Annotated in this window: 19 protein-coding genes; 18 read left to right on the top strand and 1 reads right to left on the bottom strand. The window is 38.2% G+C overall.

What is annotated here, in order from left to right:
* The first annotated feature begins 151 nt into the window (after positions 1 to 151).
* From H6G08_RS07375 to H6G08_RS07455, 17 genes are all read left to right on the top strand, one after another.
* Positions 152 to 4,594, top strand: coding sequence for an AAA domain-containing protein (locus H6G08_RS07375; protein WP_190555561.1), 4,443 nt, complete (start codon positions 152 to 154; stop codon positions 4,592 to 4,594).
* On the top strand, positions 4,572 to 6,434 hold the full coding sequence (locus H6G08_RS07380; protein ID WP_190540075.1) for a phospholipase D-like domain-containing protein: 1,863 nt from the start codon (positions 4,572 to 4,574) through the stop codon (positions 6,432 to 6,434). Before H6G08_RS07375 ends, H6G08_RS07380 begins: the two co-directional genes overlap by 23 nt.
* Positions 6,435 to 6,772: 338 nt before the next feature.
* Positions 6,773 to 7,171, top strand: coding sequence for a hypothetical protein (locus tag H6G08_RS07385; protein WP_190540076.1), 399 nt, complete (start codon positions 6,773 to 6,775; stop codon positions 7,169 to 7,171).
* Positions 7,125 to 7,745, top strand: coding sequence for a hypothetical protein (locus H6G08_RS07390; RefSeq protein ID WP_242046091.1), 621 nt, complete (start codon positions 7,125 to 7,127; stop codon positions 7,743 to 7,745). Before H6G08_RS07385 ends, H6G08_RS07390 begins: the two co-directional genes overlap by 47 nt.
* An 8-nt stretch (positions 7,746 to 7,753) precedes the next feature.
* A complete protein-coding gene (locus tag H6G08_RS07395; protein ID WP_190540077.1) occupies positions 7,754 to 8,002 on the top strand; it encodes a hypothetical protein in 249 nt (82 codons plus the stop codon).
* A gap of 2 nt (positions 8,003 to 8,004) precedes the next feature.
* Entirely contained in the window at positions 8,005 to 8,223 is a 219-nt protein-coding gene (locus H6G08_RS07400) for a hypothetical protein (protein ID WP_011316696.1), read from the top strand.
* Between the two features lie 10 nt (positions 8,224 to 8,233).
* Positions 8,234 to 9,076, top strand: a complete 843-nt coding sequence (locus H6G08_RS07405) for a phage terminase large subunit family protein (protein ID WP_096542706.1) — start codon at positions 8,234 to 8,236, stop codon at positions 9,074 to 9,076.
* A 4-nt stretch (positions 9,077 to 9,080) separates the two neighbouring features.
* A complete protein-coding gene (locus tag H6G08_RS07410) occupies positions 9,081 to 9,647 on the top strand; it encodes a hypothetical protein (RefSeq protein ID WP_190540079.1) in 567 nt (188 codons plus the stop codon).
* An 18-nt stretch (positions 9,648 to 9,665) separates the two neighbouring features.
* Positions 9,666 to 10,154 (top strand): hypothetical protein, encoded by a 489-nt coding sequence (locus H6G08_RS07415; protein WP_190540081.1) that lies wholly within the window; start codon positions 9,666 to 9,668, stop codon positions 10,152 to 10,154.
* Positions 10,154 to 10,495 carry a hypothetical protein gene (locus H6G08_RS07420; protein ID WP_190540084.1) on the top strand — a complete coding sequence of 114 codons (342 nt, stop codon included), beginning with the start codon at positions 10,154 to 10,156 and terminating at the stop codon, positions 10,493 to 10,495. The genes H6G08_RS07415 and H6G08_RS07420 overlap by 1 nt, the downstream gene beginning before the upstream one ends.
* A gap of 4 nt (positions 10,496 to 10,499) precedes the next feature.
* Positions 10,500 to 11,150: a M23 family metallopeptidase gene (locus H6G08_RS07425; RefSeq protein ID WP_190540086.1), complete on the top strand. Its 651-nt coding sequence runs from the start codon at positions 10,500 to 10,502 to the stop codon at positions 11,148 to 11,150.
* Between the two features lie 26 nt (positions 11,151 to 11,176).
* Complete coding sequence (locus H6G08_RS07430) at positions 11,177 to 12,004, top strand: glycoside hydrolase family 24 protein (protein ID WP_190540088.1); 828 nt, start codon at positions 11,177 to 11,179, stop codon at positions 12,002 to 12,004.
* Positions 12,005 to 12,013: 9 nt separating this feature from the next.
* Positions 12,014 to 14,194 carry a DNA translocase FtsK gene (locus H6G08_RS07435; protein ID WP_190540090.1) on the top strand — a complete coding sequence of 727 codons (2,181 nt, stop codon included), beginning with the start codon at positions 12,014 to 12,016 and terminating at the stop codon, positions 14,192 to 14,194.
* Entirely contained in the window at positions 14,184 to 14,642 is a 459-nt protein-coding gene (locus H6G08_RS07440; RefSeq protein ID WP_190540092.1) for a hypothetical protein, read from the top strand. The genes H6G08_RS07435 and H6G08_RS07440 overlap by 11 nt, the downstream gene beginning before the upstream one ends.
* Before the next feature lie 27 nt (positions 14,643 to 14,669).
* Entirely contained in the window at positions 14,670 to 15,149 is a 480-nt protein-coding gene (locus H6G08_RS07445) for an ATP-binding protein (RefSeq protein ID WP_190540094.1), read from the top strand.
* Positions 15,150 to 15,420: 271 nt separating this feature from the next.
* A complete protein-coding gene (locus H6G08_RS07450; protein WP_190540096.1) occupies positions 15,421 to 16,686 on the top strand; it encodes a hypothetical protein in 1,266 nt (421 codons plus the stop codon).
* A 279-nt stretch (positions 16,687 to 16,965) separates the two neighbouring features.
* Positions 16,966 to 17,472, top strand: coding sequence for a hypothetical protein (locus H6G08_RS07455; protein ID WP_190540098.1), 507 nt, complete (start codon positions 16,966 to 16,968; stop codon positions 17,470 to 17,472).
* Between the two features lie 91 nt (positions 17,473 to 17,563).
* Here the strand turns inward: H6G08_RS07455 and H6G08_RS07460 are convergent, their stop codons facing one another.
* A complete protein-coding gene (locus tag H6G08_RS07460; protein WP_096644786.1) occupies positions 17,564 to 18,016 on the bottom strand; it encodes a helix-turn-helix domain-containing protein in 453 nt (150 codons plus the stop codon).
* A 520-nt stretch (positions 18,017 to 18,536) separates the two neighbouring features.
* Here H6G08_RS07460 and H6G08_RS07465 point away from each other — a divergent pair.
* Positions 18,537 to 19,721 carry a ParB N-terminal domain-containing protein gene (locus H6G08_RS07465; RefSeq protein WP_190540099.1) on the top strand — a complete coding sequence of 395 codons (1,185 nt, stop codon included), beginning with the start codon at positions 18,537 to 18,539 and terminating at the stop codon, positions 19,719 to 19,721.
* Positions 19,722 to 19,941: the final 220 nt, after the last annotated feature.

A 19,941-nucleotide genomic window follows, 5' to 3' on the forward strand; every position in this document is an offset into this window, starting at 1 on the left:
GACAAGCCAGCGCAGATAGCTTTCTAGAGATTTGAGTCATTGAGCTAATCTCACAGTTGCAGAAAACTAAATCAGTATATTTACTACTTATAGGTAATACGTAATACAAAATATAATAAGTGAAGTTTATGTTTGCTTAATAAATTTATTTATGTCAAATAGCTTGCCACCATTACCTACAAAAGCAGGAAAGATAGATGAAATAAATGCTGAAGATTGGGGTTACAAGTTTGTTGGCAGGTCAATTGACAAGTTTATTAGGGATATAGAAGGAGAAGCAGCTTTAATAGCTTATCCAGATTTTCACGATCGCCGTGCCCATGCTGAAGATTTAATCTTTAATTTGGTTGGTCTAGATCCTTGTCTATTTTATGTGCGTCGCAAAGAACAAGGACAACAAGCAGATGAAGAGAAATGGGAACTGACAATAGCTACAGACTTAGATAATGTTGAACTACCACCCATACTGCGTGAGCGTAGTAAAACTTTGGGATTACTGGCTGCGGTCACTCAAAGTGGTTATGGTGGTTTGAGAGTGCTGTCAGCCAGATTGCTACCGATTAATAAAGGACAAGCAGATAGTTTTGCTGTACCTTTTCGGCTACGTTTGCGCTCCAGCCATAAATATCACATTGGAGTGCCATCTTCTGCATGGGTGCGTATAGTAACCATGCCTTTACTCAGTGATTCTAAACCAACAGAAGAGCAATTACAGGCTTGGAAAGTATTTGAAAATATTGAAGAGCGCCTTGCCAAAACACGTCAATTTTGTGTGCCTTTTGTAAGTCATAACTATGGTGAAGCAACAAGAAATATTACCTTTATCATTGATGCCAATTCCGCAACTGTAGATGGAACTCCAGAATCTTTAATGGATGTAGATGATTTTTGGCAAAGAGCAAAACGGGCACGCAATCAAAATCTCAAAGTATTAGAAACAATTTCTAGTAAAGGAAAAGGTAAAGGTGACGGACGTGAATTAGGAACGATTGAATCAATCGAATTGGAAAGCAGCAGAATTAGAGTTAGGTTAGACTCTGAAATTTTCGATTTGATATCTGAAGGGCTTTATCGGCTACCAGATACAGGATTCTTGTCTTTTGAAGCCTTTGGCGATATTGTTCAAATAGAGCGCAAGAAAAGAGCATTACAAGATTTAGAATATGGGCGCACGCAAAATCCTTATTTAGGCCAATTTTTATTTGACGCATCCCAAGCAAGGCTTCCTCAAGAAATTATTGCAATTCAACAACAAGATTTATTACTTAAAACCGCAAATGCTTTTCAGAAATCAGCTGTAGAGATAGTATTAGCTGCACCAGACTTAGCCTTGATTCAAGGGCCACCAGGAACAGGTAAAACTACAGTAATAGCAGAGATTTGCTATCAAGTTGCATTGCGGGGAGGACGTACACTAATTGCATCACAAGCAAATTTAGCAGTAGATAATGCCCTTAGTCGTTTAGAACATAATCCAGTTATCCGTGCTGTACGTAAAGGCAAGCGTGGTTCTGTTGCTCCGGAGGGTGAGCAATTTCTTGAAGACAGGGTTATTGGGAAATGGCTGCAAAATACTGCAACTGACTGTGAAAAAAATTTATCTATACATATTGATAATGTAAAAATTATCCCACAATTACTAGCATCATCTCAAAAATTTGAAGCTTATTTAAATTTAGAAAGAACATTTGAGTCTCATCAGAGAAGATTACAAGAATCTAAAAATAATCTCAAGTCAAATAAGCAAACAATAGAAAGTCAGCATAATCTAGCTAAAACTAAACAAACAGAATTAGAGTTTCTGCTTTCTGGCTTAAATAATTTGCTTGTTTCCTTTCCTCGAATAAATTGGACAGAATCAAAAGTTAGCCATTTATTCGTCTGTCTCCAGCCATATATCAATAGTTATAAAGCAGCACAAAATCTAGCTGCAAATGTACATATAGTGATTGAGAAAATGAATCTTAATCCTACAGAGCAAAATTTATTTGGCAAAGCTGCTTGGGTAAAAGATAAAGTCAACAATGTGTTACCTGAAGTGAGAATAGCATTAGAAGAAGCAAATAATACGGTTAAAAAAATGCATGAAGCTAATGCCGCAAATAAGCTTTTAAAGCAGCATGATAGAGCTTTGCTTGACTTACGACAAAATTACGACCACAGTTTTTCCAATCAAAATATTCAACACCAAGAAATTGTGAGTCTGCAAAATCGTATCTCAGAAATTGGTTTAGCAGTAATTGAGTTAGATAGATGGTCATCTAATAATCAAAATCTGCGTCAATTTTTGTATAAATATTTGCAAGAGCGCCAGCTATTGACTAAGAATTCAATTGAATTATCTCCCAGATTATTAGCGTTATCTGCTGCGATTAACTCTCATCCTTGGAAAGGTGATTTACAGAAATTTGAAGAAAAATTCAATAATTTAATTGAAACATATCGTCAGTGGGATCAAGCCTACATTATTGCTAGTAAACTTGATGCGTCAATCTCTCCTGTATTCAGAGGATTATCTACAAAAACTCCTAGTGAAGAAGACGTTTACAAAGCTACTAAGGCACTGGCACTTAAGGGGCTAACTCCTTTATCAGCTTTGCAAAAGCTACACCAATTAACGCATTTATGTATAACAGAATTAAAAAAACCATTAGGATTTTTGGCACAGATTATGGAATTGATTTTAGCTGTTGCTTCTCAGCTAAAACTATGCAAGCCTAGTCGCCGTACCACTGCTATGGCAACCCTAGAAGCTGTGAAAAGGTTAGCCCCTATTATTATCCAAAAATCTCAACCAAGTAACATTGATACTGTTGTTAATACCTTTACCGACGAAATTGTTAATACTATAGTCTTTAATGCTCGTACCTGGCTCAGTCAGTTGCAAGCGGATACACAACAAAGGATGGAACTGCTGCAAGAACAATTCAATAACCAAAAGGCTTTGGTTTTAAACCTTAAACAGCAAATATCCCAAACTGAAGAACTTATAGCAACAGCCAGTACCAACATTGAGGCTCAATTACATCAAGTTACCTTGCTCTGGCAAAGGCTGTCAAATTTACAATATATACCAGCTAGATTACGCATTTTAATTGAAAATTATCAACATAATCCTAAGGCTAGTTTAGCTCAATTAGCAGAGTTTGCTACACAGTTAGATTCTTGGGAGCATCACATTAATGAAATAGAACAATTAATCCCATCATTAAATTCTTTCAGTGTACTTGAGAATATAAAAAATGAAATAGCAGTTGAGCATACTCAGCAAGGAACAAATACCAAAAATTTATTAGATCAACTTCAAGAGAGCGAACAAAAGCTTTCTGAAATTGATAGACAGCTAGAGCAACAACAAAAGAATCTACAAAAAGAAAGAAATTGGTGGGAACAATATTGGCAGGAAATACCTAAACAATTTAAACCAAGTATTCCATCAACTGAGTTATTCAATACAATATTTTTACAAAATTTTCAAGCTCAATTTCCTGTTTGGCAACATGAATTAGAGAACTCACAAGCTTATCTCCAGCGATACAAAATTTTAGTGTCTGATTGGATTACTAAGTTACATAATCATACAGAACAAGACCGTAAAGAGTTGCAACGAATTTATTTAGATAATGCAAATGTTATTGGTATAACTTGTAGTCAATCAGCTAGTAGAGATTTTTCTGAAGAATTTAAATCCTTTGATGTCGTTATTGTTGACGAAGTTAGTAAATGTACTCCTCCAGAGTTACTAATACCCGCTTTAAAAGCTAAAAAATTAGTTTTAGTTGGGGATCATCGTCAGTTACCGCCTATGTTAGATAGTGATACTTTGGAAGAAATTGCTGAGGAATTAGGGAGTACAAGAGAAGAAATAAACTATTTAGAAGAATCTTTGTTTAAAAGTTTATTTGAACAAGCACCAGAAAGTATTAAAGTAATGCTAAATACTCAATATCGTATGCATCCCATGATTATGGGGGCAATTAACCAATTTTATGATAATCAGCTAAAATGTGGTCTTGAAAATGCTGACAAGCAAAGGTCACACAGTTTTACTGACTCAATAATTCAAGAGAATAAGCATATTGTTTGGGTTAAAACACCTATTCAGCAAGGTTTTAAAGAACAATTAGATGGAACTTCATTTGTAAATATTAAGGAAGTTGATGCCATTGCAAAGTTATGCGAACACTTTGAGCAAGCTTGGTCTACCAAGATTAAGCAAGGTCAACCCAGAAAAGAAATTGGAATTATTACTTTCTACGGACGACAGCTAAAGTTAATTGAAGACCGTATAGATGTCAGACGTTATCCTTCATTACATATCCGCACAGGTACGGTTGATAGATTTCAAGGTATGGAGAGACAGATCATCATAGTAAGCATGGTGCGGAATAATGACCAAGGAAAAGTTGGATTTGCAAAGAAACCAGAACGTGTAAATGTTGCTTTTTCTCGTGCTCAAGAATTGTTAGTAATTGTTGGTTGTCACTCGCTCTTTACACAGCAGCATGGTAGCGTCGGGACTATATACTCCAATGTTTCAAATATTGTACGTATCAATGGAGATTTTCTAGATGTTTCTGACATCCTCTGCTAAACCAATTGACAAAGAACTGCGTGAATCAGTAGATAAAATTGAAAGGCAAAGTCCTAGTTTATCAGTTTTAGCAGCTCGTTGCTTCCGCTATAGGGTTACGCAAGCTGTAGTCCAAGTTACTATCAGCGAGTCTCGGAAATTTAATATATTAGAAGAGTTTTTACTTCGTGCAGGTATAGAACTTCAACCTCCACCGACTGAAGATGAATTAGCTGCTGTTCTAGGTTTAGACTCTATATTCATTCGCAGCACTACAGCAAATCTTCAAGGCTTAAACATACTAACTACAGCATCTAACTGCCAGATTCAAATAACCGACCAAGGACGAGAGTTTTATAATATAGGTTCCCTACCGCAAGAACCAAAGACTAAAGAAATTTTTGCTATATTTGACCCATTAACAGAAAATATTTTATTTGATTATTCACCTTTAAGTAACCTTAAGATAGATGATCTACCTGATTTAACAGAGGCTATACAGATAAATAATATTTTCGATTTTTCTTCACTAGCCATAGATGAATTACAGCAATTAGTCAAAAACTCAAGTTTAGGGCTACACGTTCCTGATGAAGGTAAACTAATTACCTCCTGCGGTGAGGTAAATGTTTCTCAGATGATTCACCAAAAAATTTCAATATTTATCATTTTTGATGCTCTCGAAAATCAAATAAAGCTAGAAGCAAGACGTGGCAATAAAATTATCCAAGATGCATCAAGTGTATTGAATAGAATTGTTGGTGAATCTCAGGTATTGTTGCAATCTTTATTTGAGTTGACCGACGAAGAAATTAGATATCAGTGTGAGGAAATACTTAAGTACAAAAACACTGAAGTTGAGAATCGAATTGAAAATATTCGTAAACAGGCGCGAGAAAATGCTTTACTAGCATCGCAAAAACAGCAGAGTTCTGATTCTGAGACTAAAAATTTTGAATCTGGCACAGCTGTGCAGTTACGTGGCAGCAAAATATCTCAAGAACTAGAAAAAATATTAGATTCTGCAAATAGCCAAATTCTCATCTATTCTCCTTGGATAAGTAAGAAAGTCGTAAACAATGAATTTATTAAACGACTTCAGAAGTTAGCTGAAAAAGGGGTTTGGATTATTATTGGACATGGCATTTCTAAGAGTGAAGAAGCCGAAGAAAGACCTATTCCACCACAAGTTGAAGAACAACTGCGTGCTATTCGTACTCGTGAGGGATTACCAGCAGTACAAATATTCTGGCTAGGGGGTTCTCATGCCAAAGAAGTGATTGTTGACCAAAAAGTTCATCTTTTGGGTTCCAATAACCTTCTTTCCTATCGTGCTGATTGGCGATTATGGGATGAATCTGTATATAAAGTTACACTTCCTGAGCAAGTCAAGGAAGCTTACGAATTTTATGCAAAGCGATTTCAAGCTAAAGCAAAGCAATTATGGAGTCAAGCCATACAAAACCGTGATACTACTCTCGCTACAGAGGCTATTTGTTTGTGCGGTTCTCTATCCCTAGAAGAGTCTGCTTTAAAGATAATCCAACAATATTCGTGGTTGGAACTTTATCCTATATGGTTACATATGGTATGTCAGGGTTTGAGATCTAAACAAATATCACCATCATCAGCTTATTTTCCAGTTGCGCTTTCCTTGTTAAGTCAGCTCTCACCGGATGCGGCTTATATAGAGTCGGTGCGTGAAGCTTGGAAAAAAGTAATAGGCGGGATTGCATATTTAAGTCAAGATACTGCTCTGAAATTATTGAATGATTCATGGGCTGAATTTACCCGCCTTAGTATTACTCAAGGCTCTATTAACTCACCCGCAAAATTTATCTCTCAATACGCAATGACGTAAAACCTATAACTACTATGAACTCTAGTTGGGACTGTAATTAAAATTTCAAGATAAACGATATATGTTTCCATCAGAGGAAGTTTTTCCCTAAACATTCACTTTCTACTTTTCTTCACTCATATATACAAACGTGCTTGCATTATCAACAGGCAGTATGTAACTTGGCTAGTGTGTAGTTTATTTGGAGATAGGTTGAAATATAGATGTATTTGAGTTGAGCTATACCTGTACTAAACTGGCATATTTTGTAAATTATTTTCTAATTTACAAACAATTTAGTAATGTGCTAGTTGAATTTGCTTCTCATTGATGTTGTCTTTCACTTGGAATTGAGTTTGATGATATGTGAAAACGTTATCTACACCCAAAAAACACTTGCCGAAAGATACGGGATTTCAATCTCTGCTTTACAAAAGTGGTATCCCTATGCCGGTATAGTAAAACCGCAAAAGCGGGGAGGATATTTTGATGCAGCAACAGTTGAGATTGCTGATGTTTTCTACGTTGCTACCAAAATTAGGCGGTTGACGTATAAGGAATATTTACAGCAAGTAATTCCTGCTGGTGGCTTAGATGCTTATTTACAAAAAGTCAATGGCTTAACCCTTTATAACTTTTTGACCAAGCATATATCTGATGAAGAAAAAAACAACCCAATTGTGCAATCAGTAATTAGGAGAATTGAGCGCAATGAAGCATATCAACAAAGTGGCAGAGACTTTGCAGGTGTCGCCTGATGTAGTACGTACCTGCTGTCGCTTATTAGATTTAGCTTTGCAGCCAAATGATACGCTTGACGAAACAATCGAACAGCAATTAGTTCAACTTAAAGAGATAGCTTCACGAGAAGGTATGTCCCTGGAAGAAGCTGCCCAGCACTTGATTGCAATGCGCGATCGCAAATCAGAAGTAGGCGAACATAAGTTCGACAAGCGCGAGTATATTAAACAGCGATTTGGCGTAGATCCAGAACAAGCTTCCCCCGATAGTTTTGTAGGAATACTGTACCGGGATGCAGACAGGGGTATTCAGTTAGGAGAATTACGCCATAAAGTGGTGCTTGAATCTTCCACACTTGCTCTCGAAGAATTTGTTTTTCATGGCAGTAGTTCGCTGGCTGAAGGTAATACTTCCGTTACATCTGGTTACGACCAGGCGCAAGAGCGAATCAATTCGCGCATTGATAACGATTTTTTCGGCAAGGTGAACTGGGGGGAAGAGATTCATCCTCTGTTGGTCGGTACATCGACACCGCAGCCCAGACAGTTGAAGTCCTCGCAGCCGAAAACCGGGCAATCTCCGAAGAAATAGTTAGCCAGATGCTACCCATCTGTTATCGAATACGGGATGAGAGTTTACTCAACTTGAAAAAAACATCTACCCAAGCAGTTGGTATAAATTTACTTTCGGTAGTAGCTGGTACTGTGGTTGGGACATGGGTAGCGATTCCCCCAACACAAGATAAACAGGAGATTTACAGCATCCAGCCAATTTTGGTAGGTGTAGGCATAGGTGAATTAGTGGGTTTAGTTCTGGCACTAGTAGTTATTTGGTTTACCAGGGAGTAAGTATGAGTGCAGCATTTGACTTTTTGGTTAACACTGCGGGTGGGTTATTAATGAACTTGGGTGTTTCTGGGATGGTAGGACAGCTATTGGGAGTGGGGGCTACTCTTGCCTTACACCCTCTGTTATTACTAACCGGGATAGTTGTGGGTGGTGCGGGAATTGCGATCGCACGCGAGTTAAACAAGCGCCCTCAGTTGCAGTTGGTTGTTGATAATACGTGAGGGGTAAATTATGTTTACTCCTACACCTGTGCGAAATAAACAACCAAGTCGAAGAAGACAAAAGGTAAATGTTACCCTGTGGACGGTTTGTTCGACTGTTAGTGCGCTGTCTGTTATTGGGGCGGTTGCATTAATGGTTGGATGGAAGCAACAAATTCCAAGTAATCAGATATCGGAGGTACAGCAAGTAAAGGCGCAAGTTGCCCAAATTCGAGAAGTGTACTTAGAAAAGCTTTCCCGTACTGACTACAATATAGACCATCTGTCCAGTTACTCCTCAGTAGAGGGTGCGCCTACTCTTACAGGCTGGCGACAGTTAGCGGCGGCATTGTGGGGACAGCAACTGCGGGGTGAAATATCCAGAATGCAGGCTAATGAGAAATCTGGGTTTTACCGCCTTCACTATATGCCAGCACTAGAGATAGTTAAGTTCAACTCGCTGGATGTTTTACTAGAAGCGGCTTCTGGAAATAATAGTTTTTACTGGGGATACCGCAAAACTGATGGTACGAAAGTTGAGGAGAAGATACCAACTGGGGCTGCTGCTGTTTTGATCTTGGGTAAATTAGAGGCGATTGATTACGCCCAGAATTTGGAATCTCAACCATCGGTCGATCTGAATCAAATGCTAATTCAGATTAGGAATGCTCAAGAACCATACTCGCTTGCACAGGCGCAGCTATTACGGGCGCGGGGGTATTTAGACCCAGTAGAGCAGATGGCACAGGTGGCAGACATCCGCGAGAAAATACGCCAGAAAGAGGAGGAAAGGCGAATATATCTCCAACAAATGAAGAAGCAATTACCTAATCCAATTCCTAATAGAAAGCCTGTTAATAAATCAGGGGAGTGATGTCATGTATGTCAAGTTTGCTGCTGCGATAATTTGCATAGCTTTGTGTTCGCTCAATGTTGTAGCGGCAGTCAAACGTACACCTATTCGTACTACCCTGGAAGGTTCAACTCGCACAACGGTTGAAATGATGCCATCTCCCAATTCAGAAGTGCATTGGATGAGTGCAGTTATATTTCTGGCTGGGTTTGCTTGTTTCTTGAGTTGGGGAATTTCTGACTATAACAATGCAGTTGAAGAAACAGATGAAGTTTCTGATAACTTGGGAAATTCTGGCAATCAACAACTTCATGTTGGTGTTTCTAATACTGATATTCAGCCTTCTTTAATCCCCCCAGTTTCGCCTCCTGGGATGAGATTTAATAACGAGTTTTCTGCTAAAAATGTCGTTCAATTTTCTCCTCGTTCTGCTGTTTCTGGATTAGGGCGAGTAGATAGTAGTCAGTTTGTGGAAGATGGAGTGCAAAATCAACCTGGAATGTTATCTCCAGAAGAGTTTTACGCTCAACTTCAAGATGAAGATTTTTGGGAAGATACTAACTCTCAAATAAATAATAAACCTGCCAGCTAGTTAATTTGAGGTCATATTATGAGTAGAAATCAACGCCGTAATTTTGATGTCGATTATTCTGAAGGTGGAGCAATTGTGCCTGCCAATCGCTTGCAAAATATGTTGCAGCAGGTACAGCAAGGAGGAATGGTAAATCAGCAACCTAACATTTCTCCTATGACCACTTATGATACTCAACCCGTAGAAGTTAGGTATATTAATGCACCTACTGCTTATAAGCCGAGAGTTCCTCAGATAGAAATTCCCTATATTGAGACTTGGAAAGCACATAGGTTGCATCCACAAAATCCCTGGAGATTTGGCTGGTATCCAGTATATTTTTTATCAGATGTAATTAAATCTCCTGTGGGTGTCGCTGCTGTGGGAGTGTGGTTGTTAATAATGCTGTTGAATTTTCTCCTGAATGGCAGTTACACCGGGCCAGGATATGCAGCTGGGAAAAAGATTGAAGTTGTACCCAAGGAAGTTCCTTCTTTTGCCCTGCCTGTGGTTAAGCAGTTGGATTAATGTGGGTAAAGGCAATTTTTTGGTTCGTACTGCTGGTGTGGATTGCAGATATCTTGCAACCGGGGTATTTGCAGTTTTATAACTGGCGTAATGCTGTGGCGTTAGCACAAAAGCTTCAATTTTTATCGCCAGCTGCTGTTTCTACTGCTGCACCTAGTGTGAATATATCTTCTAATCCTGTCTCTACTCGCTATTCCCCTAAAGTTAAGGAATCTGCAACATCCGGAGATGGCCTAAGTTCTCCTGATTGCCGTGTAGCTCAGAATGATTTTGAGGAAGTATTGAGTACTGCAAAGATTGGTTGTTGGCAGGTTTCTCCTGCTAATGCAAAAAGGCGTTGAGACAATGCGAATAATCCTTGAAACTGACGGTAAAAAGGAGGTTAGTAATTCGACTGTAACTAGTTTGAATGAGACAGCCGATACTAATTCGAGTGAAAGCTGGAGATATGCGATCGCAACCTCAGTTGTAATTGCAGCTATGGTCATTCCCCAGGTTTCTGGATGGATTGAATCTCAACTGTTAGTTAAATCTCTCCAGAATCTCATACTACCTAGAACTGTTGTTAGTAATCAGGTTTTAAATAACGATCGAATTGCCTTTCCTACTGCGGCTGGTACTCCTGTAACTAGTGAATTTGGTTGGCGGACACACCCCATTACAGGCGATCGCAAGTTTCATAGGGGAATTGATTTTGGCGCAGCCAAGGATACTCCGATTTATGCGGTTGATGCTGGCCGAGTAGTTTTTGCGGGTGACAAGGATGGTTACGGCAAAGCAGTTGTTATTCAGCATCAGGGAAGTTTATCTACTCTCTACGGTCATGCCAGTCAGCTGTATGTGCAGCAGGGACAACTTGTTGTCCGTGGACAGATGATTGCAGCAGTAGGTAGTACGGGGTTTTCGACGGGGCCACATTTACATTTTGAAGTTCACGTTAATGGTGTAGCGCAGAATCCCCGCCCTTATTTACACGAGTATTTAGCTAATCGTTGAAAGTTATTTAGCTATTGGCAAGAGCAATGCAAATTGTACCGATTTTTATATCAGGTGTAGTTGGTGCAGCCTGCTCTGTTGCATTTTCTTATGGAGTAGCTTCACTGCCATGTGGATTGGTATCAAAGGGTGCAGATACTGTTTGTCAAGTGCGTAGTTTCGGTAAGGCAGTTGATAGTTGGAAATTTGGGTTTATTGTTGGTAGTTTAGCAGGATTGATTTTCAGTCCTCGCCATCAATTTATATCCCGTTTTCAACCCATTCATTTGTCAACTGCTTCCTTAATTACTTTAGGCATTTATTTCTCAATTTCTCAAGGTAATAGTGTTTCTTCATTGTCGTCAAATGGTTTAAGAAGCAGAGTTAATACAAGTTCTTACTCACCACATCTTTATTCACCACGTTTGAGTGCTTTTTTAGCAACAATTCGTTGGGCAGAAACAGGAACCAGTGAGTCAGAAAGTTATCGCAAGTTAGTATTTAACGGAACTTTTAATGATTTTTCTACGCACCCGTTAAAGAAACAGTGCGCTCCTATTAATGGTAAAAATGTTTGTTCAACTGCGGCTGGTGCTTATCAAATGTTGGATATAAGTTGGTATGACCTTCAGCCAAAGTTAAACTTAAAAGATTTTAGTCCAGCTTCTCAGGACAAGATGGCAATTGAATATATTCGTCGTAATAGTGCCTTAAGTGATGTTGAAGCAGGAAGGTTTGATACTGCTGTATGCAAAGTAGGTAGAATTTGGGCTTCGTTTCCTTGTAATAATTACAATCAAAATGCTAAATCAATTGCTCAATTAAGAACTTACTATCAGCAACATTTACAAAAGTTTGAAATTTCTATAAAGTGAAACTTAGTAATGTTACTACCATACAATGACATTAATACTAATCTTGAATTTCAAAAACAACAGCTTTGGACTGCAATTGTACAGGCTAAACAAGATGGTTTGAGCAATGAAGAGATTATAGAGAATGTACGGGAAGCTTTACCGGACGCAATGGTTTTTTATGCTGAAACTGTTTTAAAGCAGATTGACTTTAGAACAAAATTATCACGTCCAGTTGTTGAATTTAATTTAGAATTTTTATTTCAGGTAATATATGAATCAGTAATTGCAGGTACAAACGATGATGAAATATTATCAATATGTGCAGAACACTGTACTTTAAACCAATATGAATTTGTACGTTATGCACTTGAATATATCCATCTCAATCGAATGCCCTCACAGTGGGAGCAAAATAACGTGTATCAAAAAATGATTGAGATAGTTAGCATCTCGCCAATAGAATCTTTATTTGAATATATAGAATCAATCAAAAATATTTATCTCAAACAGATTGGTTATAAAGTAGTTCAGGAGAATCTTTATAATTTATTTTTGAGCAATAAAGAAACTGGTTATTTTACTGATTTAGCAAATAAATCGAGAGATAACTTTATTAAAAACTATTGCTGTCGAACGGCAGTGCTTGTTGCGCGTGCCACAGGTAAACCATTAGATTTAAAAGTGACAGGTAATGGCTCAATTCTTTTAAAAGAACCTAAATATTTGGATAGTGAAATTGCTAATAATGGGATTGTTAGCTCAAATGTTTTAACTATGGGACAAGCAGGAGAACTATTAGTTGATACTTTAGAAGATTTTAATATTAATGCTAAGTATGTTGATGCCAAAAATGGCCCCACTTTTAACCGTATTAGGGTAAAACTGGGACGGGGTGTTAGTTACAAGAAAGTAGAAGATATCGGTAATGACTTAGTACAGCAGCTTGGTGAAGAATTAGGCTTGAAAGTTGCGCCAATGGTGAGTGTAGTGCCTGGGGGAGTTGTATTTGACATACCCAGGTTAGACAGACAATTTGCTTATTTCCGTGATTACTTTACTTTTGACGGCGAATCTGACATTTATTCGGTGTCTATCCCCGGTGGTGTTGATGTTGATGGCACTTATGTCGAAATCCCCCTTTATAGCGATAACGTGACCCATATCCTGGGTGGTGGGCGGACGCGCGGTGGAAAATCACAGTTTGAGAAAGCTGCAATCTTATACTTAGTGCGACGATATCCCCCTTCTGTTGTTCGATTGGCACTTTCAGATGTTAAACGTGTGACCTTTGGTAAATTTGATGGGCTTCCCCATCTTGTAGCCCCAGTTGCGCGTGATGCAGAGTCTACTGCTAACTTACTCGATTACTTGGTCGAAGAAATGGAATTGCGCTACCAGGAATTTGAGCGCCACACCAGTATTGAAACGATCGCACAGTACAACTCACGGTTCGCACCTAATTGTGTTATGCCACGAGTGATTTGTCTAATTGACGAGTGTTTTGACCTACTTTCCGATGATAACTACTGCGATCGCATTGAGACTGCGCTGATGAAGTTGCTTGCAAAAGCGGGTGGTGCGGGGATTCATGTATTGTTATACACCCAACGACCTGACAAAAACGTGATAGACCCGTTGATTCGCTCAAACTTCCCAGCGAAGACAGCTTTTGTTACAACCCGCCCTGAAGATAGTTGTATTATCCTTGGGGACGATAAAGATAAGCGTGCAGTTTATTTGCTGGGATACGGTGATTTTTTGTACAAGACGACTGAAGTTTTACGACTTCAAGCTTTATATGTTGCTGACGATGAAGACCCTGAATACTTCCAGCAATTACTCTTGGAAGCAAAAAACCAGAACGATCCTTATACAGCATGGAAATCTGGGTTAGACTTTGATGAATTTGCCGCTAGTCTGTATCGCGAGAGTAGTAGTAATGATAATGGTAAATTTAAAGCCACTACTGCTACTAAAACTAAGCAGCCTAAGACTGATTTTGAGGGCAGTTTTAGTTTTAAGGTGCAGCTTGACGAAGAAGCAAGAAACTCAATTATGAATTTGCATCAAAAGGGCTATAAAATTGATGAAATTGTCAAAGCAGTATTTAATTTATCCCGTCAAGATGGTAGGTCATACAAGAAATTTAGAAACGTTGTCGAAGAATTTTTAAATAACCTTAAAGGTGGGGATGAAGATGATATTTGAACTAACCATGCCTTTACCCCCTTGTATGAACGAAATTATCAACCAGGCACGGTCGAGTTGGCAAGCAAGTGCTGAACTTAAGAAGTACTGGACAAACTTAATTGGTGAATTTGTTAGAGAATGTGAATTTTATTTGGATAGTACAGTTTGGATTGAGTTCCATTGGTATCTCAAAAATTTTGCACGAGATAGTGATAATGTAGCTGCTGCCGCTAAATTTATTATGGATGGGCTAGTTACAGGGCGAGCAATTCGTAACGATAACCTGACAGTTATCCAATCACCTGTTGTACATTACTATCATCGCAGTAGTGGTGATGATGGTGTACTGTTAAGACTTTCACAATCACCTGATTTTTTATTAGATAATTTTATTATATCTAACCAATTTTCTAAAAAAAGTTTAGAAAGACACAATCAAAAAATCACACATTTAATCTCAAGCTAATTGTAATTTATATAAAGGATAATAGTAATGTTACGTTATAAAGAATATACTTGGTTGATTGGTAAACTAAATGCAGGCAAGAATGTTAATTTATGGGGTAAACAGGATATGGGCAAGACTTTTACTGTTAAAAACTGTTTACTTAAAGATATTACTTTAGAATCTGTCTATCTCAATCTTGAATATCCTTTTAGTGTGGCTCATCTATTTGATGTTATTCCTATGAGTTTTGATTTGTACTACCAGCAGGATTGGCAAAATATAATAAGCGAATTATCTGATGGATTAAATAGACTACTTGTGATTGATAATTTTGATAGATTGCACTTTGTTAGCGATAGTTTTACCGACGATTTATTGAGATTACAACAGTTGGCTAAACTAGAAAATTTTTCTTTACTATTAATATCTCGGATGCCGCTAAGATACTTTCATTTTACGAGTTTTGCTAACTGTTTTGAAGAATTGGAATTAAACGAAACTAATACTTGGACTTTTGGAAAGTAAATATGTGATTTCTATATATTGTTATTTGGTGATATTCCAGTTCGGTTAGATTGTTGTTTTAAGCAACAAAGCAAGTTCGACTCTTGCTATCACCATTGGGAATGAAACTACTACTGAGACTGAAAATTAACGAGTACATATCTATTAAATAGTTTTGGAATTGTTAATAGAGTAAGGGATAGGTTAGTGGTGTAGTTCTCAGCAAATCCCAATTTGTGCCGGGGCGAGAGTAATTAAAAACCTTGTGACCTGCATTTTGGAGGGATGAATTATGTTGAAGAAGTTTGCGTTTAATTGCTTAGGAAACTTTAACGCTGCTTTTGGAATGGTGTCTTTGACTGCTATTGCTTTAGGCACTGTAGCAACTTTTTCTGGTTTGGGCTTATTGTACTTAGCTAAGGGCGGATTCCCAATAGTTGAGAAAGAACGCTCTGAACAAATTGCACATATTGGCACTGGTGCTATTGTATTAGGCTTTACCGGAATTATTCTTGCTTCCTTGGGCGGTGCTTTCTTAAGCATTGTTGAAGAATCGGAGGAAACTAATTCGAGTAGAGAAACTGCAAAAATAGCTGACATAAAACCGCTTGTATTAACAAAAGCTGAGAACTCTGAAAAATCTGATTTTCTGCCTTCAATTTACACTTACATAGTGATGAAATTTGAAGTAAATCCTGATTCAAAGTGCTTCGTTGTTTCTAGATTTGAGGAAGAACCATATCGGAAATTCGTACTTTACGAAGAATTACGTTCTCACCAAATTGACGACTTGGCAGTAATCTATGATGAAACAGATCCAGACAGATTAATTGGACAAACCTTCTCCTCATATAAACCTTTACCTTGTGAAGCTTTAGAGGAGCATTTAGATATACACCGACGCTATGTTAATGCAGTTAATAGCGAAGAATTTAGTTCTTGCTATTTGCGAGTATGTGCTGGGTGTAAGTTACTGCATGGTGCCAATAATATTGTTTGTGGGATTCATCCACATGGATGGTTTGAAAATGGTTGCTGTCCAGATAAACAATGGGATGACCGTAAGGCGTTGTTTCCATTTGAAGATGATGCTGTTGTCGAAAATTTAAATAGAGAAATATCGTCCAATCAAGCGAATATTTACAAATTTTACGGCAATCTTATCTTGTGGGATGAATACGCTAACCGTAGGTTTTCTTTTTCTTATTCTGGTATCTTGCTTAAACATTCTGACAGACTGCTTGAGCTTGGTATGGAAGCAACACTTCTTGCTTACATCCAGTATTTCCGTACTCGAAATGTAGTGGTCTTTGACTACGTAGCATCAGGACAAGTTTTAGAGTTTGCAAAGGAACTTAAGGGCATAGCTCAAATCGAAGTTGATGGTGATGAAATATCTATCTTTTTTGATATATATGCGCCCTGTCATCGCTTTCGTCGTGATGGTGTATCGCTGCATCCCTACTCAACTTTCGTTCCTCAAGAACTCAGATATAACTACAACTTGGTTAGCTACGTTAACTACCTTAAGAGTAAAAAATCTGGAGTATTGAGATAAATAAGGAAGTTTCTAAAAGCTGTGGGTGTAAGTTAGAAAAACCGCATTTCGCATTTTTGCAATTTCTGTATTTTGAATTAATAATCTCTAGAATTCAGCATCTGCAAATTTTGGAAAACTTAGTTCATCTAATTGCTTAAAAAGGCAATTTACCCTCCTTCCTCCTGCTATTGCTTGGGATACGTATAAAAGCTTTCACTCAGTACGGGGGTTTCCCCCGCTACTGGGTGGTAAGTCGCTATAACGCCGCCCATCAGTAATTCATGGAGGAACCACATTATGTCTGCTTTTGCAATATCGCCTTTTGTGCAATCTGTTAACGATGTTTTGTTTCCAATCGAGTTGTTTTTGATGATCTTCCCAATTTTGTACGCTATCTTTGTCCCTGCTCAATCAGTATCACTTCAAGTTAGTAATAGCGTTGGGGTGATTCCTGAAGAGTTGCCAGTTTTGGAAACTCATGGGGATTTGACTGGTGTTAATGCTGTTTCTGTTCGGGAAGAATTTTCTAAACCAGAATCTTCCATTATTGAAACTGTGCCGCCAGTTGTTGAAACTGGGGTTGCGGATGAAGCTAGACAGCTTGTGCTGGTAGACGTTAAGGAAGAAAGGAAGAAGCTTTTGGATTTAGGTGCGCGGAAGCTGCGACAGTTCTGCAAAGAACGCCGAATCCAAGGCTCTTCTACCGTCTACAACCGTAAAAAACTTGATGGACTCGTTGACTTTCTAATCGCGCAACAAGTGACCTCTGCTCAAGTGGTCGAGTGTGTGGAAATGCTTGCTTAGAATTAAAATTTGGTGAAAAGCCTCGGTAAAAACTGGGATTGCAAAACTACTCCCTTGGGATAGGATAATACTTGCTTGATGACTCTTTCTATTAAGGTTGAGCTTCTAAAATGCGTCCTATACTTCTTGGCGATAGTGTTGGTAAACCTCTCCTAGCGGCTTCTTCTGCTACCTGCATATGGTAGTGGTGCTTTGAGCGACTAGGTTTTCGGTTCTTGCTCCATTCGCTGATTTCGACAATTTTGCTTGCCTCTGTACTTTTGCACTTCTTAGGTCTGCCTACGTTGACACCCAATACTTCATTAGCTTTTGCGATCGCTGAGTCCTGGGTTTCTGACAAGATGGTACTTGATGTCCATCTTTTTTTCCACTTTGCTATTGAGTTTTCGGTTACACCAATCTCTTGGGCTAAAGCTACATATTTCTTGCCTTCGTTTAGCCCTAGCAGAATTTTAGCTCTTTTGCTAACTTCATCGCTGCTAGTTGCCGCTATGTGTTCTAGTGCTTGTTTTTCAAGAGAATTTAATATCTGAAGATGAGGCATCTAAAAATTTACCCCTCTTTACTGTACAATTTTGCCAAATGGAATGAAGCCTGATATACTCTTTTTGTAGCGTTCATTTTTTCTAAAAACCCACCCAAAGCCCTGGTGCAAACAGGGCTTTGAGGAGAAAACAAGCCCACTTGTTAGTAAAACAAGGCGGAACATTGTTTTGTCAATTTAATTAACTAGAGACATCATATCATGAGTTTAGCCAGTTTTACAAATCTTTCTTTCGGTAGATGTATTTTTCCCAAAAATAACACCAAAAAATATCTCTTCAATGAAATTGGTTTTAAATGGGTTAATAATAATAGTTTTCTACTGCAAAAATTCTCTTCGGGAGATTGTTTGATAATTAATTATTCATTATTTACAAAAATTAATTATTTTCTAATAATAGCACTTTCATCCACTGTAGAAAGTGCCATCAGTCCTGCTGTTTGAGTTTTTCTACTTTCTGCTTAAGCTTTTCAAAATTGAACTTATCTTTTTTAGGCAATTTGTGACCCGGAGTATCAATATGTCTGAGGTGCATAGTCCGGCAATTGTATATATTTCTCCTGCGGAGTTGGTAGTTCATCCGAAGCTGATAGAAATATACGGTGAAAATGAGAACCGTCCCGCTTTGGAAAAAAGTATCTCAGAAAAAGGGATTTTGGAATCTTTAAAGGTATCTGCACGCACTGGTGTAAATGTCGTCTTGGCAGGTAAGTGCCGATTGCAGATAGCCCGCCAGCTAGGGATTTCCTCTGTGAAAGTGGAATTTGTCGAGTCTAGTTCGCCTGAAGAGGATTTGAAACTAGTACTTGACTTTAATCTTCACCGGGAAGGCGGAAAGACTCATTACCAAAAATTTCACGAAGGGCAGTACTGGGAGAGCGTACTTCGTCCCCAAGCGAAAGAAAGACAACGGGAAAGTGCCCGTCGTTTGAATGAAACGAAGTATTCAAATTTGAACACTTCGATAGATGATAATAAAACTCAATTAAATAAGAGTAAACCTGTGATTCGCGAGGTTTCAGAGAATCTAAGAATAAGTGTTGGCAGTTATCACAAGGGTAAAAAAGTATTTGAATATATTTCTCAATTAAGAGAACTGCAAAAATTTAAGGCAGTTGTGGCACTGGAGGCGGAATTTAACCGGAGTATTGATGCAGCGTACAAGTTTGTTTGCAATCAAGATATCTGTGACCAGGTTATAGAGCTGATTGAAGCAGATGAGATAGGTAGTATAAGTGATGGTATCGCTTGGATGCGGAATGGCGATCGCAATCCGTTTCGGCGTTTCCAAGTTGGTCAAGTATATCAATTTAAGGAAAGACTACGGACAGAGTTGGAAATCGTGGGGCGTGTTATTGGTATAACTAATGAATTTGTTGTGTTTGGATTGAGGAATTTAGTAAATATGAACCTAGAAATCGTGAATCTACGTCCGCGACAGATTGATGCAGAGTTGCAAGATGAACCATCTGCTGAACAGAGAGAAAGAATACTTCACTTAATGGAAAAGTTTAGGGATGTTTTTCCAGTTCAGGTATCTTTAGCTGAATTGTTAAAACTACCAAATTTAACTGATAAAGAGGAGGTTTTATTGCGGATGTATGAATCTGACGTATTTGAAAAAACTTGGGAGGACTACAAGAGCCAAATGCAAGCAATGGAAATGTCTACAAATAGAAAAAAGGATAATATTCGTGCTGCATAGGTAGCTGTGAGCAGTTAATCTAGCAGAGAATTTATCCCACAATTTAACGTTACCTAATAGATTAGCATCTCAATACTGATTGCAGTACGAGTTCATATTTTGGGTGCCGAACTCGTATGGATATATTTGACTGTTTTTTGTTTTTAAATTCGTTGGTGAAGTGTAATTTCATCTTCACCCATTGTACTAACTTCTGTCAGTTTTTGGTGACACTTTTAGG

The sequence above is a fragment of the Calothrix anomala FACHB-343 genome (assembly GCF_014696435.1).
In the GTDB taxonomy this organism is placed as follows: Bacteria; Cyanobacteriota; Cyanobacteriia; order Cyanobacteriales; family Nostocaceae; genus Aulosira; species Aulosira anomala_A.